The sequence below is a fragment of the Agrobacterium vitis genome (assembly GCF_037039395.1).
GTDB lineage: Bacteria > Pseudomonadota > Alphaproteobacteria > Rhizobiales > Rhizobiaceae > Allorhizobium > Allorhizobium vitis_E.
This window is the reverse complement of sequence record NZ_CP146242.1, coordinates 2,680,458-2,702,523: the sequence shown is the minus strand read 5'-3', so window position 1 is coordinate 2,702,523 and position 22,066 is coordinate 2,680,458. Positions and strand designations below refer to the sequence as shown.

Below are 22,066 nucleotides of genomic sequence, written 5' to 3'. Positions count from 1 at the left end.
GGGTTTCACCTGGTCTTCTGGGAGGAAGAAATGACATTGAAAACACTATTGCTGGGCGCCTGCTCGGTCTTCGCCATGGCTGGCGTGGCCTCTGCCGAAACGCTGACGATTGCCACCGTCAACAATGGCGATATGATCCGCATGCAAAAGCTGACGGATGATTTTACAAGCAAGAACCCCGGCATTGACGTGAAGTGGGTGACGCTGGAAGAAAATGTTCTGCGCCAAAAGGTCACCACCGATGTCGCCACCAAGGGCGGCCAGTATGACGTGATGACCATCGGCATTTACGAAGCCCCCATCTGGGGCAAGCAGGGCTGGCTGGCACCGCTGGACAAGCTTGTCGCCGATAAGGATTATGACGCCGAAGACCTTCTGCCGCCGGTGCGCTCTGGCCTCACCGTCGATGGCAAGCTCTATGCCGCACCGTTTTATGCCGAAAGCTCGATGGTGATGTATCGCAAGGATCTGTTTGAAAAAGCAGGCCTGAAAATGCCGGATGCCCCGACCTGGGACTTCATCAAGGAAGCTGCCGGCAAGATCACCGACAAGTCCAAGGAAGTCTACGGCATCTGCTTGCGGGGCAAGGCTGGCTGGGGTGAAAATATCGCCTTCCTTTCTGCCATGTCCAACTCGTTTGGCGCGCGCTGGTTTGATGAACAGTGGAAGCCACAGTTTGATCAGCCCGAATGGAAAAAGACCCTTCAGTTCTATGTGGACCTGATGAAGAAAGATGGCCCTCCCGGTGCCTCTTCCAACGGCTTCAATGAAAACCTCGCCCTGTTCCAGACTGGCAAATGCGGCATGTGGATTGATGCCACGGTCGCTGCTTCCTTCGTGACCAATCCGAAGGAATCCAAGGTGGCTGATCAGGTCGGCTTTGCTTTGGCGCCTGATAATGGTCTTGGCAAGCGCGGCAACTGGCTGTGGTCGTGGAACCTCGCCATTCCGGCTGGCTCCAAAAAGGTCGAAGCGGCTGAAAAGTTCATCGCCTGGGCAACCAGCAAGGATTATCTGAAGCTGGTGGCTGAGAAAGATGGCTGGGCCAACGTTCCTCCGGGCACACGCACTTCGCTCTATGCCAATGCTGATTACCAGAAGGCAGCACCTTTTGCCAAAATGACGCTTGATAGCATCAACGCAGCAGACCCCAAGCACCCCACCGTCAAGCCCGTGCCTTACGAGGGCGTGCAATATGTGGCCATTCCGGAGTTTCAGGGCATCGGCACCGCCGTTGGCCAGCAATTCTCGGCGGCTCTTGCAGGGCAAACCACGGTAGATCAGGCGTTGAAGACAGCGCAGACCTTGACCGAGCGTGAGATGAAGAAGGCGGGTTATCCGAAGAAGTAAGGGTTGAGTGCGGGGTTTACCCCCACCATCTCGCCCACAATGTACGTCAGTGCAAGCGGCCCCCTCACCCCGCCTCCGCGACGCTCGGCGGACCTCTCCCCGCTGGGGCGAGGAGAGAAGCCGATGCTGCGGCTCTTTCCCTCTTCTCCCCATTCCCTATGTAAAGTGGGGGGAGAAGGTGCCGGCAGGCGGATGAGGGGGCGGCTGGCACTGCCCTTACAATGTGTGAGCAGGACAGCAAGCCCAAGACCAACCATAAAACTAAAACCCCAACACCCCCAAGAGGCGCGGCAGACATGGCGACGACCCATACCCATTCCTCGGCCCGATGGATGATGGCCCCTTCGGTTATCCTGCTGTTTGCATGGATGATTGTGCCGCTGGCCATGACCATCTATTTCTCAACTCTGAACTATAATCTGCTGATGCCCGGCGTGCATGACTTCGTCGGCCTGCTGAATTACGAATATTTCCTCACCGATCCGGCGTTTTTTGCAGCCCTCACCAACACACTGATATTGGTGGGCGGCGTGCTGGCTATCTCGATCATTGGCGGCATTGCGCTGGCGCTGCTGCTGGATCAGCCGATGTTTGGCCAAGGCATTGTCCGCATTCTGGTGATTTCGCCGTTTTTCATCATGCCAACCGTGGCCGCCCTTGTGTGGAAAAACATGCTGATGAACCCTGTCAATGGCCTGTTTGCCTTCGCCTTTCGCGCAGTCGGGCTGGAGCCGCTGGATTGGCTCGCCACCATTCCGCTGCTCTCCATCATCATCATTGTTGCATGGCAATGGCTGCCGTTTGCAACGCTGATCCTGCTCACCGCCCTGCAATCGCTGAGTGAGGAGCAGAAGGAAGCCGCCGAGATGGATGGCGCAGGGCCGATCTCCAAATTCATCTATATCACACTGCCGCATATGGCCCGTGCCATCACCGTGGTGGTGTTGATCGAGACCATCTTCCTGCTCTCGGTGTTTGCCGAAATTCTCGTGACCACCAATGGCGGCCCCGGCACGGACAGCACCAACCTGACCTATCTGATCTACAATCAGGCCCTGCTGCAATTTGACATTGGCGGCGCATCCGCTGGCGGCATTGTGGCTGTGGTGCTGGCCAATATCGTTGCCCTTTTCCTGATCCGCCTCATCGGCAAGAACCTGGAGAGCTGATCAATGGCACGCGCAATTTCAACGAAGCGTAAGCTGACCTTTACCCTCATCGCATGGGCAATCGGGCTGTTGCTGTTCTTCCCAATCCTGTGGACCTTCCTCACCAGTTTCAAAAGCGAGGGCGATGCCATCGCCTCGCCGCCCGTATTTCTGTTCTTCCACTGGACCACGGAAAACTATGTCGAAGTGCAGGGCCGCTCTGATTACTTTGCTCATTTCATGAACTCGGTGATCATCTCCTTTGGCTCCACGCTTCTGGGCCTAGTCATTGCCATTCCGTCCGCTTGGGCCATGGCGTTTTCGCCCACCAAGCGCACCAAGGATGTGCTGATGTGGATGCTCTCCACCAAGATGATGCCGCCGGTGGGCGCGCTGATCCCGATCTATCTGCTGTTTCGTGATGGTGGATTGCTTGATAGCCGCATTGGTCTGGTCGGCGTGCTGACCATGATCAACCTGCCGATCATCATCTGGATGCTCTACACCTACTTCAAGGAAATTCCGGGCGAAATTCTGGAAGCCGCCCGCATGGATGGCGCATCCTTGATCAAGGAAATCATCTATGTGCTGACGCCGATGGCGGTTCCGGGCATTGCCTCGACCATGCTGCTCAACATCATTCTGTCATGGAACGAGGCGTTTTGGACCCTCAACCTCACCACATCAGTGGCGGCACCGCTGACCACCTTCATCGCCTCCTATTCCAGCCCCGAAGGCCTGTTTTACGCCAAGCTCTCGGCTGCCTCCACCATGGCGATTGCTCCAATCGTCGTGCTCGGATGGTTCAGCCAGAAACAGCTGGTGCGTGGACTGACTTTTGGCGCGGTTAAATAAGGATCACACACTATGGGCAGTATTCAGCTTAAAAACGTCTCGAAAGCCTTTGCCGAACACAAGGTTATTCCCGGCATTGATCTGGAGATCAACAATGGCGAATTCGTTGTGTTTGTTGGCCCGTCCGGCTGTGGCAAATCCACCCTGCTGCGGCTGATTGCCGGGCTGGAAGACACATCCGGCGGCAAGATTTTTATTGACGGCACAGATGCCACAGACCGCAAACCGTCTGAGCGCGGCCTTGCCATGGTGTTTCAGTCCTATGCGCTCTATCCGCATATGAGTGTGCGCTCCAACATTGGCTTTCCGCTGAAAATGGCAGGCATGGACAAGGGTGAGATTGACAAGAAGGTCACGGATGCGGCCCGCATCCTCAACCTCACGGATTATCTCGACCGCAAGCCGCGCCAGCTTTCCGGTGGTCAGCGCCAGCGCGTGGCGATTGGCCGGGCAATTGTGCGCTCACCCTCGTGCTTCTTGTTTGATGAGCCGCTGTCCAATCTGGATGCGGCGTTGCGCGTCAACATGCGGCTTGAGATCACCGAATTGCACCAGAAGCTGGGCGCGACATCGATCTACGTCACCCACGATCAGGTCGAAGCGATGACCATGGCCGATAAGATTGTGGTGCTCAACAAGGGCAATATCGAACAAGTCGGCTCGCCGATGGATCTGTACCACCGACCCGCCAATCTGTTTGTCGCAGGCTTTATTGGCTCTCCAAAAATGAACCTGATTTCCGGGGAAACCGCTGCCAAATATGGTGCCACCACCATTGGCGTACGCCCGGAACATGTGACGCTTTCCACCACCGATGGCGCGTGGAAAGGCAAGGTGACGATTGCCGAACATCTTGGCTCTGACACCCATTTGCATGTCGATGTTGAAGGCCTTGGCCACCTCACTGCCCGCGCCGATGGTGATTTCACCGCCCGCCATGGGGACACGGTGTTCATCACCCCGTTTGAGAGCCGCCTGCATCGTTTCAATGAGCAAGGATTAGCAGCATGACTGGCAGGTTAGACGGAAAATCTGCGCTGATTACCGGCTCGGCTCGTGGCATTGGCCGCGCCTTTGCTGAGGCCTATGTGCGTGAAGGGGCTACTGTTGCCATTGCCGATATTAATATGGAACGGGCATTGGAAACCGCCAAAGCCATTGGCGAGAAAGCCTATGCCGTGCATCTGGATGTGACCAATCAGGCCTCTATCGACGCCGCCATCAAGACCGTGGAAGAGAAAATCGGCGGCCTCGACATTCTCATCAACAACGCAGCCCTGTTTGATCTTGCGCCCATCGTGGAGATCACCCGCGAGAGCTATGATCGGTTGTTTTCCATCAATGTCGCCGGATCACTGTTTATGCTGCAAGCGGCGGCGAAGTCGATGATCGCCCGTAGCAAGGGCGGCAAGATTATCAATATGGCAAGCCAGGCCGGACGGCGCGGTGAAGCGCTGGTGGCGGTCTATTGCGCCACCAAGGCGGCGATTATTTCGCTCACCCAATCGGCGGGGCTGGACTTGATCAAGCATGGCATCAACGTCAACGCCATCGCCCCCGGCGTGGTTGATGGCGAGCATTGGGATGGTGTGGATGCGCTGTTTGCCAAGCATGAAAACCGCGCTCCCGGCGAGAAGAAAAAGCTGGTGGGTGAAGCGGTTCCGTTTGGCCGCATGGGGACTGCACAGGATCTCACGGGCATGGCGATTTTTCTGGCCTCGAGTGAGGCGGATTACGTGGTGGCCCAGACGTATAACGTCGATGGCGGCAATTGGATGAGTTGAGATGAAGGGTTCACGACAGCCTCTATTGAGATGGGCTTCGCACCCCCTCATCTCCCTGCCGGGACCTTCTCCCCGCTGGGGAGAAGAGGCATTACGGATATGGCACCTCGAAAAAGCAAACATCATCAATCGCTTGTTCCAAACCCATCCATTCCGGGGACTGAGGTCTGCAACCTGCTTCTTCTCCCCAGCGGGGAGAAGGTGGCGGCAGCCGGATGAGGGGGGCGAAGCCACCAAGCCACATGATCCATCTCCGACATTGCACCGCCTCACCCATTTCCCAAAATTCATTCAGGACCTAACCCAATGACCATAAAACTCTCCCTTTCCACCCTGCCAGACGCAGCCGCAAAAGCTGCCATCCCCACCTACGCCCGCGAAAGCCTCACATCAGGCATTGTCCATTTCGGCGTTGGCAATTTCCACCGCGCTCACCAAGCGGTCTACCTGCACGAGCTGTTCAACCTCGGCAAAGACCTCGATTTTGCGATTGTCGGCGCAGGCGTGCTTCCCTCCGATGCCACCATGAAAGACAAGCTGGCCGGGCAAGATTACCTGACCACAGTGGTGGAACAGGATGTGGCGAAGAGTGCCGCCACCGTCACCGGACCGATGGTGGATATGATCGCTGCACCGGATTTTGACGGCATCATTGCCAAGCTGGCGGACCCGGCCATTCGCATTGTCTCCATGACCATCACCGAAGGCGGTTATTTCATCGACCCCGCCACCGGTCATTTTGACCCAAAACACCCGGCCATCGTGGCGGATGCGCAAAACCCCGACCAGCCCAAAACCGTGTTTGGCCTGATCATCGCAGGCCTCAAGGCCCGCCGTGCCGCCAATATCCCACCGTTTACCGTTATGTGCTGCGATAACATTCCCGGTAATGGCGAGGTGACGGAAGCCACCATCATCGGTCTTGCCAAACTGTCTGATCCCGATTTTGCCGAGTGGATTCACCACCACGTTGCCTTCCCCAATTCCATGGTGGACCGCATCACCCCCGCCACCGGCCCGCGCGAGATTGACATTACCCGCGACACTTACGGCATTGATGATGCATGGCCCGTGTTTTGCGAGGAGTTCAAGCAATGGGTGCTGGAGGATAAATTCCCGCTCGGTCGTCCCGCTTTTGAAGAGGTTGGCGTCACTTTCGTCGAGGATGTCGCGCCTTATGAATTGATGAAGCTGCGCATTCTCAATGGCGGCCATGCGGCCATTGCCTATCCGGCGGCGCTGATGGACATTCACTTCGTGCATGAAGCCATGGAAAGCCCACTGATCCGCGCTTTTCTTGCCAAGCTGACCCATGATGAAATCATCCCCGTGGTGCCGCCCGTGCCCAACACCAGCTTGCAGGATTACGCAACGCTGATCGAGAGCCGCTTCTCCAACCCGAAGATCGGCGACACCATTCCGCGTCTTGCGCAGGATGGCTCCAACCGTCAGCCAAAATTCATTCTGCCCACAACGGCGGATCGTCTCGCCAAGGGGCTGGATGTCACCGGGCTGGCCTTGGTCTCCGCCCTGTGGTGCCATTATTTCGAGGGCACCACTGATAGCGGCAAGCCGATTGTGTTTAACGACGCCAGTGCAGAACGCTTGCAAAAAACCGCCATTGCCTCGCGACAAGATCCGCTGCTATTCCTTGCGCTGGACGATATTTTTGGCATTGTTGGGCAAAATGAAGTGTTTAAACAGCGGTTTGCAAAAACACTCTCAAGCCTTCGCACCCATGGCACAGCACAGACCCTGCAAAGCTACGTGGATGGCACTCTTGCAGCGGCTTAAGTATAAACGCATTTCCGGACGCAAAACCGGTTCCCACTTTTGCTGGAAATGCTGCAAAGGAATGAGATGATGCACGACCCGGCCACCAAGCTGGTGATTTTCGATTGCGACGGCGTGCTTGTCGATAGCGAGCCGATCTCGGTCGAGGTCATGGTGGCCGAGTTTCAAAAAGCAGGCGTGGCGATTGATGCGGAATATGTCTATCGCCACTTCCTCGGTCGCAGCATGGCCACCGTGGTGGAGGTGGCCCGCGAGGAGTTTTCGTTTGCCATTGGCGACCGCTTTCTGACCAGCCTGCGCACTCATCTCTATGAGCGCTTGCGGCAGGATTTAAAGCCCATTTCCGGCCTACTCAAAGCCCTTGATGATCTCAGCAAAGCGGGCATTCATTGGTGCGTGGCCTCCTCCAGCCAGCCGGATCGTATCGCTCTATCACTCAGTGTCACCGGGCTGATCGAGCGTTTTCAGCCACATATTTTCAGCGCCACCATGGTCAAGAACGGTAAGCCCGCACCGGACCTGTTTCTTTACGCCGCCGAGAAAATGGCAATCCCCCCACACCACTGCGTGGTGGTGGAAGATAGCCCCGCGGGTCTCACCGCCGCCCGCGCCGCTGGCATGCGCGCCTTAGCCTTCACCGGCGGCGGCCATGCGACAGGCGAAACCTATCACGACAGTATTGACGCCCTGAAGCCGGACGGAAAATTTGACGTTATGGCCAATCTGGTTCAGTTTGTTTTATGACAGTTTGTTCAAAAATTGCTGTTGGCCTAGCGAAAATGGTGATTTCGAGTATCGGCGCGGAGCGTACTCAAGTACGTGAGCACAAGCATTTCCAGAAAAAGTGCGAAGCGGTTTTTCGTCCGGAAATGCGAATGCATCAAGCTCAGCGCAGAAATTGCCTTTTGCAGCCCGTCAGCGGCCATTTTGGGACGAACTGAAAGCATCAGGGCGGAAACAAATTCATCATGCGAGATCATCTGATTGCGGTGGATGTCGGCACCGGCAGTGCGCGCGCCGGTGTCGTATCGCGCACCGGTCGCCTGCTGGCGCGGCGCGAGCACCCGATCCTGCTTTCACGCCCAAGCGATGAGCGCGGCGAACACAATTCTCAGGATATCTGGGAGGCCTGCTGCATCGCGGTCAAGGCAGCCCTTGGCGAGGCTGGTATCGCCCCCGAAGCCATTGCGGGCATCGGCTTCGATGCCACCTGCTCGCTGGTATTGCGCGACCGCAGCGATCAACCGCTCTGCCTGAATGAGGAAGAAGGTTTCGACACCATTGCCTGGCTGGATCACCGTGCCACGGCTGAAGCCGAAGAATGCGGAGATCTCGACCATCCGGTGCTGCACCACAATGGCCGGGTGATCTCGCCGGAAGCGGAAATCCCCAAGCTGATGTGGCTGAAGCGTCATCGCCCGGATCTCTGGCAAAGGCTCGGCTCCGCCTTCGATCTCGCTGATTTCCTCACCTGGAAGGCGACGGGCAGCACGGCGCGTTCGCTCTGCACCCTGACATCGAAATGGACGTTTTTCGGCCATAGCAAACCCGGCTGGCAGCAGGATTTTCTGAATCGCGTCGGGCTGGATGACCTAGTGGCCCGCGCAGGCTTACCGCAAGAGGCGGTCGCAGTCGGCAAAAGCGTCGGCACACTCAGCACCGAGGCCGCAGAGGCGCTGGGGCTTATGGCCGGCATTCCCGTTGCCGCTGGCATGGTCGATGCCTATGCAGGCGCGCTCGGCGTGCTGGGATCGACAGATCTGTCCGACCCTGACCTCAACCATGTCGCGATGATCGGCGGCACGTCCAGCTGCCTGATCGCGCTCAGGCCCCAGCCCCTTTACGGCTTCAGCCTCTGGGGGCCTTATTTCGGGGCGATCTTTCCCGATCTCTGGCTGATGGAGGCCGGACAATCGGCCACCGGCGCGCTTCTCAACCATATTGTGCGCAGCCATGCGGAAGGCGGCGAACCGAGCATCGACAATCATCGCCGCATCATTGACCGGATCGCTGCATTGCGCGCCGAGGAAGGCGTGTCTTTCGGCCAGAAAATCAACGTCCTGCCGGATTTTCACGGCAACCGTTCGCCCTTTGCCGACCCGAACCTGACCGGAACAATCTCCGGCCTGACGCTGGATGCCTCGTTTGACGGCCTCTGCCGTCTCTATTGGCGAACCTGCGTCGGCATCGTGCTTGGCCTGCGCCAGATTGTCGAAATGCTGCGCGACAATGGACATGGGGGGAATGGAGAAAATGGCAGTGGTCCGCTACGCCTGCATCTGACCGGCGGTCATGTCAAAAACCCGCTGCTGGTCGAGCTCTACGCAGAAGCGACCGGCTGCGATCTGGTGGTGGCCGACGACACCGATGCCGTGTTGATTGGCACCGCCATCAACGCCGCAGCCGCAAGCGGGCTTTATGCCGATCTGGCCCAGGCCGGCGCCGCCATGGGCGTTAAAGGGCGAGCAGTCCGCTCCAATCCTGCGATGAAGCCCTGTTATGACCGGGATTATCGCCGCTTTCTGGCCATGCAACGGCATAGAGCAGAGCTAAACGAACTCTGAAGCATGTCGCGTTCAACTGGGATCAGTTGAACGATAACGTATATGCAGAACAACAAGGATAAAGCGCGAACCTGTTCAATCCGAAAAATGCATCGCGCTTTCTGAAGAAATCCCGCTCAGGCTGCTTCCCATTGCGGTTGACTGTTGCTGTGCGCCATACCCTGGCGGTGAAGCTGGAACCGCGAAATCATCTGTTTCAAGTTGGTGCTTTCCTGAGCAAGGCCCACACCAGCGGCTGTCATTTCCTCAACCATGGCCGCGTTTTGCTGGGTGGTCTGATCCACGGTATTGATCGATGCATTGATATGCGAAAGACCGCCGGACTGTTCCTGAGCTGCCGAGGCAATCGCGTCCATATGATTGGCAAAGGCCTGCACCAATCCGCCAATGTCTTTCAGCCCGTCACCCGTTTCGCCAACAAGCCGGACGCCATCCTTGACCGCTGCGGCAGAGTTGTGAATGAGCGCGTTGATCTCCTTGGCGGCCTTGGCCGAACGCTGCGCCAGTTCCCGCACTTCCTGCGCAACGACCGCAAAGCCCTTGCCCGCTTCGCCTGCGCGTGCAGCCTCAACACCCGCATTCAGCGCCAGAAGATTGGTCTGAAACGCAATCTCATCGATCACCACGATAATATTGCCGATCTGATCGGAGGATTGCTCGATCCGCTGCATGGCGGAAATAGCCTGGTTGACGACAGCTCCTGACTTTTCCGCTCTCAGGCTGGCGTTGCGAGCGATCTCGCGCGCCTCGCCGGTGCGTTTCGACGTCGAGGTCACATTGCTGGTGATTTCATCCAGCGCCGCCGCCGTCTCCTCCAGAGAGGCCGCCTGCCGCTCGGTGCGGCGGGCCAGATCGGCAGACGCGGCAGAAACCTCCTGGGCACCGTTATCCACGGCAGCGACGGAATGATCGACCTGCAACAAGGTTTCACGCAAGGTCGTGATCGAGAGGTTGAAATCGTTCCGCAGCTTTTCAAAGCGCGACGCCAGTGGCCGTTCTATTTCACAGGTCATATTGCCGGAGGCAAGGCTTTGCAGCGCCTCCGCCAAGGCGCCGGTCGCCTGAAGCACCAGGCGCTCGGCCTCTTCCTCAGCCTGTCGCTGCATCTCGGCTCGCTCACGCTCGGTCCGCTGGCGGGCCTGCTCGGCTTCGACTTCCAGTTCCCCATTGCGAATGGCAGCCTGGCGGAAGACATCGACGGCCCGCTGCATATCGCCGATCTCGTCCTTGCGAACCGAGATGGTCGCCTGACCGATCTCGCCTTCGGCAAGCCGGCCCATGCTATCTGTCAGTCCCCTCAAAGGACGCACGACCGTGCCTGCCATGTAAAGGCAAAGGCCGATGACGATCGCCTCGCCGACTATACAGGATAGGGCATCCATGATCAGCGTTGCGCGGGCACTATCCGCCTTTTGGGAGGCAAGCGTGGCAATCGTGTTCAGTGCCTGGCCTTGCACATCCTTCATGACATTGATGCGGGCCGTCGCCGCCGCAAACCATGCCTTGGCGTCAAGACCAGACAGGTCGGCGGAGGCGCCGCCAGACAAAAGACGAGCACGCAACACCAGAACATCCTGAGAGACCGCGGCAAGCTTTTCAGCCGCGGCCTTTGTCTCTTGTGGCGGCAGAAGCGCCAGGAAGGCGCTGAGGTAAGCGTCCTGCGCGCCCGCCATCACTACGAAATTCATGAAACGGCCCGGGTCCATCTTCCCGACCGCCACGAAGCCATTGCCCATGCCGCGTTCCTGACCGGCCAATTCCTTGGCGCGCATCAGGAGATCGATCCCGGTGACACGCCGCAGCAGATCGGCATCCACCCCATTGAAAGGCAGATCGCGGGCAAGATCGATAACCTCGGCGATTGTAGAGGTATAAAACCCGAACGCATCGGCGCCGGACATCGACAATCCATCGACCGCCTGCCGCGTCGCGCCAATACCCGACAGCTTTCGCTGGATCGTGGAAAACCGCTGTGAAAGGTCCTCGCTACCGCGTTGTGCAGCCCCGTTCGAAAGCGATGACAAAACGGCGATGGCAGCGTCCGTCGCCGAGCGGGCCTTTTGCAGTCTCGGGACCATTCGAAACGCCTTTCGAGCCGATAAAGCCCGCCGTCAAACCGCGCTCGACCTGCAAGACATGCGCAGCATTGCCCAAAGCCGCCAGTTCGCTCGTCTGCTCGACCACGTGCCGCATTTGCCGATCGGCGGTCCACATCTCCTTTACATCCTGAACGACCAGAAAGGTCACCGCCAGCAACGGCAAAGCAAGCGCCATCAAGATTCGCTTATTGATTGAAACGTTTACAAGCCAGGACATGGCGGTTTCCCTGAGAAACATGAGGATTCGCCCACAGCTTATGCGGGAAGACATTAAGACATGCTAAAGTTCAATGCAAATTTAGGGGAAATACTCCTATAAGGAGAGTAAAATTTTAACATCTACCATTTGATGCAACCGGCAAAATACGCGTTTTGCGGCCAAATTGCCCCGGCCTTGCATGTCCCCGCAATCCTTTCTATATCAACGGGTGAAACACCGAGGCCGAAAAGAGCCTGCATCCGCCTTGGGACGATCAAGATTGCGCTCGCCTGCAGGCCTGAAGAGATTTAACTTCGTGAACACGCTGGATTTTGACAAGAAGCCGGAAGACACCCGCGTTGTCGTCGCCATGTCAGGCGGCGTCGATAGTTCTGTCGTGGCGGGAGTGTTGAAACGCGAAGGCTATGACGTGCTGGGCATCACGCTCCAGCTTTACGATCATGGCGCCGCCGTGCATCGGGCCGGTTCCTGTTGCGCCGGTCAGGACATCGACGATGCGCGCCGGGTCTGCGAGACGCTGGGCATTCCCCATTATGTGCTGGATTACGAACAGCGCTTTCGCGACACCGTGATCAATCCGTTCATGGACAGCTATATCGCCGGTGAAACGCCAATCCCCTGCGTGGCCTGTAACCAGACGGTCAAATTCGCCGATCTCCTGGCCACTGCCCGCGAGCTTGGGGCCGATGCGCTGGCCACCGGCCACTATATCCGTTCACGCGCCACGCCTCTGCCGAACGATCCGGGCCACCGCGCCCTGTTTCGCCCGATTGATAGCGAGCGCGACCAGAGTTACTTCCTGTTTGCCACCACCCAGGAACAGATCGACTATCTGCGCTTTCCGCTGGGCGGCCTGTCCAAGGCCGAGACCCGCAAGCTGGCCGAGGACATGGGCCTCGTCGTTGCGCAAAAGGCCGACAGCCAGGATATCTGTTTCGTGCCGCAGGGAAAATATGCCGATATCATCAACAAGCTGAAGCCGAATGCGGCTTTGAGCGGCGATATCGTCCATCTCGATGGCCGGGTTCTGGGCCAGCATGAAGGCATCCTGCATTACACAATCGGCCAGCGCAAAGGCTTGGGCGTCGCCACGGGCGAGCCGCTTTACGTGGTCTATCTGGATGCCCGGTCGCGCCGGGTCATCGTCGGTCCGCGTGAAGCGCTGGAAACCCGCCGCGTCTATCTGCGCGATATCAACTGGCTGGGCGACCGCGCCATCGAGGATGAGGCGAGCGGCGGTTTTGCCTGTTTTGCCAAGGTGCGCTCCACCCGTCCCCCTGCCCCGGCCACCCTGCATGCCGATGAAACCGGCATCTATGTCGACCTCGATATGGGGGAAGCTGGCGTTGCGCCGGGCCAGGCCTGCGTGCTCTATTCGGGCGAAGGCGCCGATGCCCGCGTCTATGGCGGCGGCTTTATCGAACGCTCGGAACGCCAGGCCGAAGCCGAGGCCTTCCTGAAGGCACTTCTGGCGGGCGCACAAGCCGCCTAACTGGTTGTTGTCCCAAGGCAAAATCCGCCTATTGCCAGAGGATCGCCACCGGCGGTCCTTTTTTGCATTTTGCCTGCTTGACTTTGCAACGACGCTCGCCTTATAAGCCGCCCATCGCTTCGGACAGCTTTCTCGACAAGCAAAGTCCTTGAGGTGCGGCGGGATAGCTCAGGTGGTTAGAGCGTGGGATTCATAACCCCAAGGTCGGCGGTTCAAGTCCGCCTCCCGCTACCATTCTTCAAAAAACCAGAGTTTTAAACACCGGTCATCGGTGGTTTTATTTTGCCGATCTTTGCGTGGCGCGGCATCCGCTCCACTTAGAGTCTGTCAGGTTCAGATTGAAACAGGTGTGGCGCGGCGCGACCTTTCGGACAGATCGGCATTAGCTTCTGGACACGAAAACAAAATCACCACTCGGCTATCGAAGGTCTATCCCCTCAACATACCGAAACCCTTGCGCCGCTCGGAAGTGGCCGCCATAGCCTGCCTTGATCCGCCCCGCCGATCTTGAGATGCCAGCGGCGCTTCGAGCCTTCGCGCTCCCGTAAAGCGACACTGACACCTGCGCCCAGAGGGGATGACGGCGCAGAGCTTTGATCAGGCCGGGATGAGACGTGTTGATGAGGGTCGGTAGCGGCAGCGCATAGGGATTTTGCCCCCTACGCCATGCGGCGCAAACGGTATTGAGAAACCTTAGACCGATTCCCGCTCCTTGCCATTCCGGCATGACGACGAGGCGGCAGGCTCGGCCCTCGGTCAAGCCAGGACGGGTTGACATCGCAAGATGCGCAACAGGCTGACCATCCACGAAGCCAACATAGCAGCGCGCTGCAATGGCGTTCGGTACTTTCAGATAATGATGCGGCTCAAAATATCGCCACCATTCCCAACCGGTCTGGCGGATTTCCAGGTTGATCGGAGGGCGTCGCCGATGACACCTCCCGGTGAACACACCTGTCGCCGTGTCAAAGATCCAGTCGGGGTCGAGCCAGTCGATAATATCGTAATGACAGGACAGCAGGACAGCGCGACCTTTGGTACGCCGCCACGCCTTGCCGAAGGCCAGCGCACCGATCTTGGCAATCTGCCGGTCCACCACGCTGGTGAACTCATCAATGACAATCTCCTGCGGCTGATCGCAGACGATCCGGGCAAGGTCTGCCCGGAATTTCTCACCGTTAGAAAGAACGTGGTAAGGGCGCAGCCAAGACGGAACCGAACCAAGCCCGACCGAAGCCAAAGCGGCAGTGGCATCATCAAAATCGCCATCATTGGCAATCACGTCAATAATCGGTCGATCTTGCGGCCAGTCCAGGCTGGCCATGCGGTCGGTTTCGAACATTTGCCGACCGAGCGAGGTTTTCCCCGATCCTGAAGGCCCAACGATGAGGCCGACGCTCCAGTCCATGTCGTCAATCTCAAGGTCTGCCGACAGTTCGAAACGGCTGGCATCTTCGACGTTGAACAGAGATTTGACCCGTGCGGCACGGTAGCTGTCAAAGTCGGGGCAGGAATTGATGATATCAAGCCTCATGTGACAACCACCTTGATCTTGGATTTCTTAATGTCGGCAAGAGCCCCGTAAAGCCGCTCCTGGGCATCTTCATCCTCGCAAACGAGGATCACACCGTACTGCTCTCGGTAACGCAGACCGGATGGGGCCTTTTGGGCTTGAGGCGGCAAAGGCGGCAGGTCAGTTTCAGTTGGCATTATAAGCCGGTTCTCCGTTTGGCCGCTCCTGGCGATCTGGTACGGGCTCGGCTGGCCTCAAGTGATTGATTGTGCCGCAACGGCGGCACTTTATTTCGATGTCTCCGGCGAATGCCCGCCCTGCCTTGAACAAAAGGGCGGTGCATGTGCCGCAACGGATATTTTTCATTTTCTAACGCTCAAGATTCCGATTATGACCGCGCTCTGCCTTCGGGCAGAACGGGTGGACAGTTGAGCGTGCTTGATGTCGGACGGGGTTGGTCGGCAAACTAGACCCGTCTTCCGGGGCTTTGCCCCGGCACCCGGTAGCTATACGAAATCAGAACTGCGCATAGAGATCGATCACGGCCTGAGGGCATTCCGGCCAGCTTGCGTCGGCCAGATAGTTGGCCTCCATATCTTCGGCCAACTCCGCGAACCGACCGCGCATGGCCGTCACCCATTCGATGGACTGGCTGGCGGCGGCAACGATGGCCTTTTCCTGTGCTGTTCGATTGGCTTCCGTTTTGGCGCTGATGGCGGCGGTCATCGACGTGACGTTCATTTGCGCCTCGGATGAGCCGACCGCGTAGATACGACGGCGGCATTCAGCTTTGACGGCTTCGCGGTGCTGGTAAGCTTTGGCCTGCTTGATAACGGTATCGGGAACACCGGCCTCGGCGAGGCTATCGGCGGTGGAGCCAATAAAAAGCTCACCCTTGTATTCGACACTCAATACCGAAGTAGTTGCTGGCGGAATAAGAAGAGATGCATCGACTGACATTGATATAGCCTCCTAAAGAGCTGTTACGTTGGACCGGAAGAACTTGGTGGCGTTAGGGTCGGCGTTTGCGGCAACGCCATCTAGGATATGGCCACGAGCATTGGTTCCAATCGTGACATCGGATAGCCAGAGGTCGATCGGCCCCATGAACCAGGGTGAAAACAAAACCGCTACGGTCGCGGCATTGTCGCAGTAAATTCCACCGGTGCGCATTGTGAGGGTCATGCCAAAGTGAATGCCGAATATGTTGCGGGTTGTTGTGGTTGAGGGCATGTCAGGAATGACGAACTGAATAGCCTCGGTCCGCATCCCGAGGCGCGATGCCATTTCAATTCCCGCGCTAAATGTATTGCTATAAGCATTGGGGGAATTGCTGGCCAAAGGCGCAAAACTGATTTTTCGAAGCGGTCGATTGAGCTCGTTCACGCCATCCATGCCCTGAATAGAGATGACCGTTGAATAGGTTGTAATGCGCTTTCGCATGGTTACGTCACCAAGCAAGTTGATGAATACTGCGCTTGCGTGTGCCGTGGCTTCGATTGCCCGGTCCAGTGTCAGGAAGGCAGTCGCAGGGGCTATCCCCGTATTGGCGTCGTTACCCTTTACCGGGTCAACCCATACGTCACGGCGGTTCGATGCAGCCGTATTAACCGCAGCCTGTACGGCGGCGTTGATGGCCGCTTCCTTGGCTTCAAATGTATTCAGCAGCGCATTCGTGCGGGCAACCAGTTGTGCAATGTCTTCCGTCAGGCTCATGTCGGGTCCTCTGAGTGGTGGGTGTTAGCGCATACGGGCGTTGATGGAGGCGATTTGTCGCCGCAGCTCGGCAATCTCTGCGGCTTGCGCCATATGCCGGTTGAAATTGTCAGTGATGGCCGTGGCCATTCGGGCGAATTCGACGCCGAAGAACAGCGACAGGTCCACGCTCCCGGCCTGGACGGTAACGGCACCTTTTGGCAGGGCTTCCAGCGTCAGATCGAAAGCGGTGACGATGGGAACGCCATCCGTCTTGTAGGCCAGCGGCGTTGCCGGATCGGACCAGACCGCGAGAAGCGTACCGTCCGACAGGATCATGCCGCACTCTTTAATCCAGAAGCTCGGCCCAGCATCGAGCAGGCCGGTCATGTGGACGGTGAAATCACCGACCCAGCTACCGCCTGCAATCGGAATGCGGACCTTTTCGGATTTGAGCGCCGTCTCATCGCCGGTCGGCGAATAGGCGCTATCGCCAAAGGCGAGATGCGAGACCTTGGCGGACAGGCCGTCGCGACTGGCGTTAAAGACGGCCCGCATACCGGCGCGGGTCAGGACAGGAATAAGGGCTTTCATGTGCGCGCATCCATGCTGGCGGAAATGAATTGAACGCTGGAACAGCCGACGAAAGCGGCAAGTGCAGCAAGCGGGTGTTGCGAGGTCGCGTTGGCTGAAGGGCGTAGCACATGGGCGGCGGCAGCGGTGCTAACCGCGCCGATCCGCGCCTCCGGCATGGCCGTGACCGCCTGGGCGGAAGGCTTGAGGATGGTAGCGGTCTGTACTGCACCAGCCATCCCGACCGACGACGAAAAGCCGACGCCAAGCTTGAAGTCGATCTCCTGCGACCACCGCTGCACGGCACGGATCACCCGCAAAACCGCATATTGCGTTTCCGATGTCAGCAATGCCTCCTGGCCTTCCAGCAGGTGCTCGTTGACATAGGCGACCACCTCATGGGTGTCGTGTTGGCCGGGTGGCTGTTTTTGCCACCATTGAACCCAATCCACGGTCACGCCCAAGGCTCCAAGCGCCCGGCGAACACCGGCCACCGTGCCGGTCATGGCGTGAATATCCGGGGCGCGGGCCAGCAATTGCCGGACATGGGTTTCCAGAAGTCCTGATGTCATGAAGTCGCTCATGCCAAGCTCAATGGTCATGATCGGCAGCAGTTTTGCATCGACCGTCAGCGCGTCTTGAATGAGTAATGAGGAGGTTTGAAACTCGCCGAGAATAGCCGAAAGCGTGGCGGCGAAGGTGCGGGAACGCTCGTCATTGACGCCGGGTGTCACCAGATCGACGGGGATGAGATCAGACATCGGTCTTCACCACCATATTGAATGTCAGCGAGGCCAGCCTTGCAAACTGGTGCGCGGCCAGATCGGTGAAAGCAAAGCTGGTTAGGACCACGTCAGTCACGCCGGAAACCGCTTTGACCGCAGCGATAATCGCTGATGGTGCGACCTGCGAACCTAGGCTTTGGGTATAGGGTGTGAAGGCGGCAATCGCGGCGGCATGGCAGGAAGCCTCAAGGCCGGGAATTGCCGAGGTACTCCGTATTGTCAGCCTCAGATTAAAATCTACTGGCTCCGGCGAAAGAACCGTCACATCGTCGCCCATGGGCCGCAATGTCTCCGGGTCCAGATAGGCCAACACCGCTGCCTTCAGCTCGGCACTCGGCAGGCCGGTGCGCATCAGCGGATAGATGTTGATTTTGCCCGGCTCCGGGCGCACCACGGCCACGTCGATGATATCTGGATCGACCGCCAGGGCATGTTCGCGGTAGCCGTTTTTCGGGCCGGTCTTGGCGATGGTGAAGAGAGCATTGACCACCCGCAGCCGGAACCGCTCGGCGTCCTCGATGTCGGAGCCGCCAGAAACCACCGTGATATTGGCGGCACTGGTGACATAGGCCACCGGGTCGAGAATGTCTTTGACCGTGCCGATAGCCAGACCGTTCCAGGTCGCGCCGCTCGTTTCAGCCGTCGCACTCACATCGCCGGTCAAAGCTCCAGCTGGAATGATCAGATCGGCGTCTGTGGCAAAGGTCACGGCATTGCCTGACGCCACTCGCGTTCCTTTCGCAATGGCCGTCTCGACGTCCCGGACCGCTGAAAGCGTAAAGCGCAATGTGGTGCTGGCAGGCTGCGCCAGAAGCCGGAAGGTAGAGACGGACGCGCCGCGATTTTCCAGATGCACACCCTCGGCAAAGACGGCGGTGTTTTGCAGTGTGGCGGTCTGGGCGGCCTCGGCCAGCAGCGAATGAGCGTAGGCCTGCAACTCAATGAGGTACATTTCCGTCTGCGCCGGGTAGAGCGTGCGCCCGGTGACCTTCTCGAACTGGGCCTTGTAGGTCGCCTTCAGCACTGACGGGTCACGCTCGAAAAAGTCAGGCGCACCATTGGCGCGGAGATCTTCAATCGTCCGCTTGACGGGATCAGCCATAGGTGACCTCCGTCATCAGCAACTCGTCCATCACGCTTTCAATCGGACGCCATGAGACCTGCGTCTTGAAATGCGAAAAGGCGGTCATCGTCACCGTGACCTTCTGAACCACAATACGCGGCTCCCAGATCGTCAGCGCATCGGTGATCTCGCGGGTCAGGATCGGAATGCCGACATCCGGGTGCTTGTCGATGGCGGAAAGCACATCGCAGCCCTTTTCCGGCTCCGTTGGAACTGACCCCTTGGGGGTCATGATGATATTGGCAATCGATTGATGCAGGTCGTCCAGCGCCAGGACAACCGAACCGAAAACATCGGCGCTCACGCCGGTTTCCGGGTTCAGGCGGCCCACTTGCAGGGACCAATGACGGTGGGTGATGGTGTCCTTGTCGATCATGCCGACAAGGTAGCGGTGGCCAGAAACGAAAATGACCGGACATGGGTCCGGTCATGATGTGGGTAGGCGGATCGTTTTCCTGAAATCAAGGCATAGCGAAAATAAGTTCTGTAGGCAAGGTTACGTCATTGAAGGTTGTATTCAAGATGAGGTGCCAGCTTACAGAATTCTGTCTGTTACTGTAATTTAGCTTGCTCAAGCATTCGATTCTACCGTCGAGGGATTTATCGGTGAGCGATAATAGCGTTGTGACAATAAAAATTCCTGATATTGAGCACATGCGGGATGAGGAGCTGGCACATTTAGCGCCGGAAAATGACGGGCGGTGGAGTGAGCAGACCAAGGCTCTTCTGAAGCAATTCAATACCTCTAAGTTAGATCTCAATCTTGCTTGGTCGAAAACTCCAGTGACTTGGCATTGTCCATGCTGTGACAGATGTAAAGCTGAGATAGCGAGGCTCAGCCGATCTGGAGTGCTCCGGTGCAAGTTGGAATGGCATCACGACCATTTGAGCGATTTTGCCCAGAGATTTTTTGATGACCTGAACCCGCTCAATCCCGATGATGTGGACTATAACCGCCAGCGGGACATCACAAGGCACGCTATAGTCTCCCTAACCACGCGCTTTGCGCCAACCCTAATTTGCGCTGACTGCAACAGCGCCGAAGCGAGCGCTAAAAGCAGCATACCCGATGTGGATGAATACTTCACGTTTTCCCCGCGCGAAATTATGAGGTTCATAAGGCCAAGCGCTAACGGTACTCCGGTCATTGAATGGAACTTAGCCCGCCAGATATGGGAAAACGCGAAGGCTGACTTTTACGATCGTATTGATTTTTCCAAGAGAATGGCGAAGCGGGTTTCCAATGGCAAACACCGCAAGGAAATTCTCCATGTGAGGGCAGACCAGTCATTTGAAGACCGCTCCTACTACAGGGACAGACTATCCGAAGCCAGTCCGATCATTGCTAAACGGCACCTTGTCACCCTGCTTGAACAGCGCTCAGTCGCTTACGATGGAGATGGAAATTTCTCTATACGGAAGCCTGTACCGACGGAGAGCGGGCCGACAGAAGATGAGTTTCGTTTACTCGAACGCAGAATGGTTAACGACAAAAAATTATGGATCAAGGTAGGTGATCTGTGGAAGTGCGGGTGTTGCGACCGGAGCAAACGAGAGATTTGCCGCCGGTCTAATAAAGGAGATTGGACAGCACGCATCCACAAAATTCCAGATTGGGAACTGGAGACAAATACCGCCAGTCTCAGTTGGCGCTATCCCAGTGAAAGCACGACACTGATCATCGGATCGCATCGAATGGTCTATATTTGCCAAGACTGCAGGAGCGTTGAAACCAAGTTACTTGGGCTCCACCCCGACATTCCAAAAGTCGTTCTCACTCCCCAGGACATTTTTGCCACCCTTCGCCAAGTAAATATTCATACCGAACATGACGTGGATTATGATGAGGCTTTGCGCATCACAACAGCGAACCGGGAACTAGGTTTGGCCGTTACCGATTATAATAGGCATTTTCAGATGAGTTTGGACACGAAATACCAATTTGTTAGGCAGGTGAAATACGGGCGAAAATCTCGCCGAGACGCCTTGGAAGACATCGCGCAGAACCTCTTCTTAAACGCGCAAACACCGTTTGAAAACATCTTGGCGTATGCTGAATGGTTGGTCGAAGAAGGTCAGCGATTCCAACAACTCCTTGCCGAGGAGAAGATTTAACGACGCACGAAGCAGCCGTGTGCGGTGGAAATGTCTCCCCGCATCTCCTATAGCCTGTATCGATATTTTATCATGCAACTTCAGAATCAAGGCGTGTGAGGTAACCGTTGCCAAGTTTATCCGATAATCCCATAGTTCTCAGCGCAGCGGCCGCAGCCACTGCCATTTCGATATGTACCGTAGTCACGTTCACGTGGGTCGTTCCGACCATGCTGGCGTCCACCAATAATAAGCTAGATCAAAAAGCTGCAGCCCTTGACAAAATAGCGGCTGAAAAGGTCGTACTCGAAACGAAGAGTTCGGAATATTTAGCGCAAATCGCAAATCTATCCTCTAAGATAGAGGCAGTCCAGAGCGAGCAGTCCAGCATTTCAGCAATCAAGGATAAGCAAATTAAAGAGCTGAAAGCGCAGCTTTTTGAGGCGCAGAAGGCTAATATATTTATTGCTGGTTCGCCTTATCCTGTCGGTCTCGACAAGATAAGGATTGGCGATCCAATTAAGAAAATCCCTGATGCTTACCCTTATCAAAACGAAAGTAAGTCCAGCACACGAATTGTGTTCAAAAACCCTTCGGATGTTTTCGAATGGATGATTTTCGAGCACAGTGTAGAGAAGGATGGAGTTGTCGAAGCTATTTCTTTTGACGTAGGACGTCTTCGGAAATTTGGCAAAAATCCCAAACCGGAGTTGCCTGACGGGTGGCTTGACTCGGCACTTAATCGTGCACTCGGTGCTCCCCGTTATGAAATGGGATCAGATAGAGAATGCTCTTTCTGGAGAATAGATAACATGGACAGATTATTCGTATTTCACATCAAAGGTGATGAGAGCTACATGATCACGAAGGAAATGGCTCCTGCGGGATGCTACTTTACGAAGGATCAAAGGAAGGAGCTAGGTATGAAGAATTAATTTTTTAATACCGGACAGCCTGTCTTTATGGTCGAAGATATT

22 protein-coding genes and 1 tRNA gene are annotated in these 22,066 nt (G+C 56.9%); 12 read left to right on the top strand and 11 right to left on the bottom strand.

Annotated features, from left to right (window positions below):
* Positions 1-30 precede the first annotated feature (30 nt).
* From V6582_RS15050 to V6582_RS15015, 8 genes are all read left to right on the top strand, one after another.
* Positions 31-1,350, top strand: coding sequence for an ABC transporter substrate-binding protein (locus tag V6582_RS15050; RefSeq protein ID WP_156634119.1), 1,320 nt, complete (start codon positions 31-33; stop codon positions 1,348-1,350).
* Between the two features lie 296 nt (positions 1,351-1,646).
* The gene (locus V6582_RS15045) at positions 1,647-2,519 is read left to right on the top strand and encodes a carbohydrate ABC transporter permease (protein ID WP_156634122.1); all 873 of its coding nucleotides are present in this window, start codon (positions 1,647-1,649) and stop codon (positions 2,517-2,519) included.
* Between the two features lie 3 nt (positions 2,520-2,522).
* Positions 2,523-3,353: a carbohydrate ABC transporter permease gene (locus tag V6582_RS15040; protein WP_156634124.1), complete on the top strand. Its 831-nt coding sequence runs from the start codon at positions 2,523-2,525 to the stop codon at positions 3,351-3,353.
* Between the two features lie 12 nt (positions 3,354-3,365).
* Complete coding sequence (locus V6582_RS15035; RefSeq protein WP_156634126.1) at positions 3,366-4,364, top strand: ABC transporter ATP-binding protein; 999 nt, start codon at positions 3,366-3,368, stop codon at positions 4,362-4,364.
* Positions 4,361-5,137, top strand: a complete 777-nt coding sequence (locus V6582_RS15030) for an L-iditol 2-dehydrogenase (protein ID WP_156634128.1) — start codon at positions 4,361-4,363, stop codon at positions 5,135-5,137. The genes V6582_RS15035 and V6582_RS15030 overlap by 4 nt, the downstream gene beginning before the upstream one ends.
* Before the next feature lie 306 nt (positions 5,138-5,443).
* Complete coding sequence (locus tag V6582_RS15025) at positions 5,444-6,931, top strand: mannitol dehydrogenase family protein (protein WP_156634130.1); 1,488 nt, start codon at positions 5,444-5,446, stop codon at positions 6,929-6,931.
* 69 nt (positions 6,932-7,000) lie between these two features.
* On the top strand, positions 7,001-7,675 hold the full coding sequence (locus tag V6582_RS15020; protein WP_156634132.1) for an HAD family hydrolase: 675 nt from the start codon (positions 7,001-7,003) through the stop codon (positions 7,673-7,675).
* Between the two features lie 224 nt (positions 7,676-7,899).
* Entirely contained in the window at positions 7,900-9,495 is a 1,596-nt protein-coding gene (locus V6582_RS15015; protein WP_156634134.1) for an FGGY-family carbohydrate kinase, read from the top strand.
* Between the two features lie 116 nt (positions 9,496-9,611).
* Here the strand turns inward: V6582_RS15015 and V6582_RS15010 are convergent, their stop codons facing one another.
* On the bottom strand, positions 9,612-11,573 hold the full coding sequence (locus V6582_RS15010; RefSeq protein WP_349508883.1) for a methyl-accepting chemotaxis protein: 1,962 nt from the start codon (positions 11,571-11,573) through the stop codon (positions 9,612-9,614).
* Positions 11,482-11,811, bottom strand: coding sequence for a hypothetical protein (locus V6582_RS15005; protein ID WP_349508882.1), 330 nt, complete (start codon positions 11,809-11,811; stop codon positions 11,482-11,484). The genes V6582_RS15010 and V6582_RS15005 overlap by 92 nt, the downstream gene beginning before the upstream one ends.
* A gap of 298 nt (positions 11,812-12,109) precedes the next feature.
* Between V6582_RS15005 and mnmA the strand changes: the two genes are divergently transcribed.
* Complete coding sequence (gene mnmA / locus V6582_RS15000; RefSeq protein WP_337739377.1) at positions 12,110-13,306, top strand: tRNA 2-thiouridine(34) synthase MnmA; 1,197 nt, start codon at positions 12,110-12,112, stop codon at positions 13,304-13,306.
* A 157-nt stretch (positions 13,307-13,463) separates the two neighbouring features.
* Positions 13,464-13,540, top strand: a tRNA-Met gene (locus V6582_RS14995).
* A 184-nt stretch (positions 13,541-13,724) separates the two neighbouring features.
* On the opposite strand, the gene V6582_RS14990 is transcribed toward V6582_RS14995, so the two are convergent.
* From V6582_RS14990 to V6582_RS14955, 9 genes are all read right to left on the bottom strand, one after another.
* Entirely contained in the window at positions 13,725-14,840 is a 1,116-nt protein-coding gene (locus V6582_RS14990; RefSeq protein ID WP_156634136.1) for a GNAT family N-acetyltransferase, read from the bottom strand.
* Positions 14,837-15,016, bottom strand: a complete 180-nt coding sequence (locus tag V6582_RS14985; protein WP_156537590.1) for a hypothetical protein — start codon at positions 15,014-15,016, stop codon at positions 14,837-14,839. Before V6582_RS14985 ends, V6582_RS14990 begins: the two co-directional genes overlap by 4 nt.
* The gene (locus V6582_RS27560; RefSeq protein WP_156634138.1) at positions 15,006-15,185 is read right to left on the bottom strand and encodes a Com family DNA-binding transcriptional regulator; all 180 of its coding nucleotides are present in this window, start codon (positions 15,183-15,185) and stop codon (positions 15,006-15,008) included. The genes V6582_RS14985 and V6582_RS27560 overlap by 11 nt, the downstream gene beginning before the upstream one ends.
* Before the next feature lie 150 nt (positions 15,186-15,335).
* Positions 15,336-15,779: a hypothetical protein gene (locus tag V6582_RS14980; protein ID WP_156634140.1), complete on the bottom strand. Its 444-nt coding sequence runs from the start codon at positions 15,777-15,779 to the stop codon at positions 15,336-15,338.
* A 12-nt stretch (positions 15,780-15,791) separates the two neighbouring features.
* Positions 15,792-16,535 carry a hypothetical protein gene (locus tag V6582_RS14975; protein ID WP_156634142.1) on the bottom strand — a complete coding sequence of 248 codons (744 nt, stop codon included), beginning with the start codon at positions 16,533-16,535 and terminating at the stop codon, positions 15,792-15,794.
* Between the two features lie 24 nt (positions 16,536-16,559).
* The gene (locus V6582_RS14970) at positions 16,560-17,108 is read right to left on the bottom strand and encodes a phage tail protein (protein ID WP_156616689.1); all 549 of its coding nucleotides are present in this window, start codon (positions 17,106-17,108) and stop codon (positions 16,560-16,562) included.
* Positions 17,105-17,848 carry a phage tail protein I gene (locus V6582_RS14965; RefSeq protein WP_156634144.1) on the bottom strand — a complete coding sequence of 248 codons (744 nt, stop codon included), beginning with the start codon at positions 17,846-17,848 and terminating at the stop codon, positions 17,105-17,107. Before V6582_RS14965 ends, V6582_RS14970 begins: the two co-directional genes overlap by 4 nt.
* Positions 17,841-18,974 (bottom strand): baseplate J/gp47 family protein, encoded by a 1,134-nt coding sequence (locus tag V6582_RS14960; RefSeq protein WP_156634146.1) that lies wholly within the window; start codon positions 18,972-18,974, stop codon positions 17,841-17,843. The genes V6582_RS14965 and V6582_RS14960 overlap by 8 nt, the downstream gene beginning before the upstream one ends.
* Positions 18,967-19,371 (bottom strand): GPW/gp25 family protein, encoded by a 405-nt coding sequence (locus tag V6582_RS14955; RefSeq protein WP_156634148.1) that lies wholly within the window; start codon positions 19,369-19,371, stop codon positions 18,967-18,969. The genes V6582_RS14960 and V6582_RS14955 overlap by 8 nt, the downstream gene beginning before the upstream one ends.
* A 230-nt stretch (positions 19,372-19,601) precedes the next feature.
* Between V6582_RS14955 and V6582_RS14950 the strand changes: the two genes are divergently transcribed.
* Together V6582_RS14950 and V6582_RS14945 are read left to right on the top strand one after the other, a co-directional pair.
* A complete protein-coding gene (locus V6582_RS14950; protein ID WP_156634151.1) occupies positions 19,602-21,110 on the top strand; it encodes a hypothetical protein in 1,509 nt (502 codons plus the stop codon).
* 209 nt (positions 21,111-21,319) lie between these two features.
* A complete protein-coding gene (locus tag V6582_RS14945; protein WP_156634153.1) occupies positions 21,320-22,024 on the top strand; it encodes a hypothetical protein in 705 nt (234 codons plus the stop codon).
* Positions 22,025-22,066: the final 42 nt, after the last annotated feature.

Coding starts and splice junctions, on each gene's coding strand:
- V6582_RS15050 (WP_156634119.1), top strand. CDS start 31: ATGACATTGAAAACACTATTGCTGGGCGCCTGCTCGGTCTTCGCCATG.
- V6582_RS15045 (WP_156634122.1), top strand. CDS start 1,647: ATGGCGACGACCCATACCCATTCCTCGGCCCGATGGATGATGGCCCCT.
- V6582_RS15040 (WP_156634124.1), top strand. CDS start 2,523: ATGGCACGCGCAATTTCAACGAAGCGTAAGCTGACCTTTACCCTCATC.
- V6582_RS15035 (WP_156634126.1), top strand. CDS start 3,366: ATGGGCAGTATTCAGCTTAAAAACGTCTCGAAAGCCTTTGCCGAACAC.
- V6582_RS15030 (WP_156634128.1), top strand. CDS start 4,361: ATGACTGGCAGGTTAGACGGAAAATCTGCGCTGATTACCGGCTCGGCT.
- V6582_RS15025 (WP_156634130.1), top strand. CDS start 5,444: ATGACCATAAAACTCTCCCTTTCCACCCTGCCAGACGCAGCCGCAAAA.
- V6582_RS15020 (WP_156634132.1), top strand. CDS start 7,001: ATGCACGACCCGGCCACCAAGCTGGTGATTTTCGATTGCGACGGCGTG.
- V6582_RS15015 (WP_156634134.1), top strand. CDS start 7,900: ATGCGAGATCATCTGATTGCGGTGGATGTCGGCACCGGCAGTGCGCGC.
- V6582_RS15010 (WP_349508883.1), bottom strand. CDS start 11,573: ATGGTCCCGAGACTGCAAAAGGCCCGCTCGGCGACGGACGCTGCCATC.
- V6582_RS15005 (WP_349508882.1), bottom strand. CDS start 11,811: ATGTCCTGGCTTGTAAACGTTTCAATCAATAAGCGAATCTTGATGGCG.
- V6582_RS14990 (WP_156634136.1), bottom strand. CDS start 14,840: ATGAGGCTTGATATCATCAATTCCTGCCCCGACTTTGACAGCTACCGT.
- V6582_RS14985 (WP_156537590.1), bottom strand. CDS start 15,016: ATGCCAACTGAAACTGACCTGCCGCCTTTGCCGCCTCAAGCCCAAAAG.
- V6582_RS27560 (WP_156634138.1), bottom strand. CDS start 15,185: ATGAAAAATATCCGTTGCGGCACATGCACCGCCCTTTTGTTCAAGGCA.
- V6582_RS14980 (WP_156634140.1), bottom strand. CDS start 15,779: ATGTCAGTCGATGCATCTCTTCTTATTCCGCCAGCAACTACTTCGGTA.
- V6582_RS14975 (WP_156634142.1), bottom strand. CDS start 16,535: ATGAGCCTGACGGAAGACATTGCACAACTGGTTGCCCGCACGAATGCG.
- V6582_RS14970 (WP_156616689.1), bottom strand. CDS start 17,108: ATGAAAGCCCTTATTCCTGTCCTGACCCGCGCCGGTATGCGGGCCGTC.
- V6582_RS14965 (WP_156634144.1), bottom strand. CDS start 17,848: ATGTCTGATCTCATCCCCGTCGATCTGGTGACACCCGGCGTCAATGAC.
- V6582_RS14960 (WP_156634146.1), bottom strand. CDS start 18,974: ATGGCTGATCCCGTCAAGCGGACGATTGAAGATCTCCGCGCCAATGGT.
- V6582_RS14955 (WP_156634148.1), bottom strand. CDS start 19,371: ATGATCGACAAGGACACCATCACCCACCGTCATTGGTCCCTGCAAGTG.
- V6582_RS14945 (WP_156634153.1), top strand. CDS start 21,320: ATGCTGGCGTCCACCAATAATAAGCTAGATCAAAAAGCTGCAGCCCTT.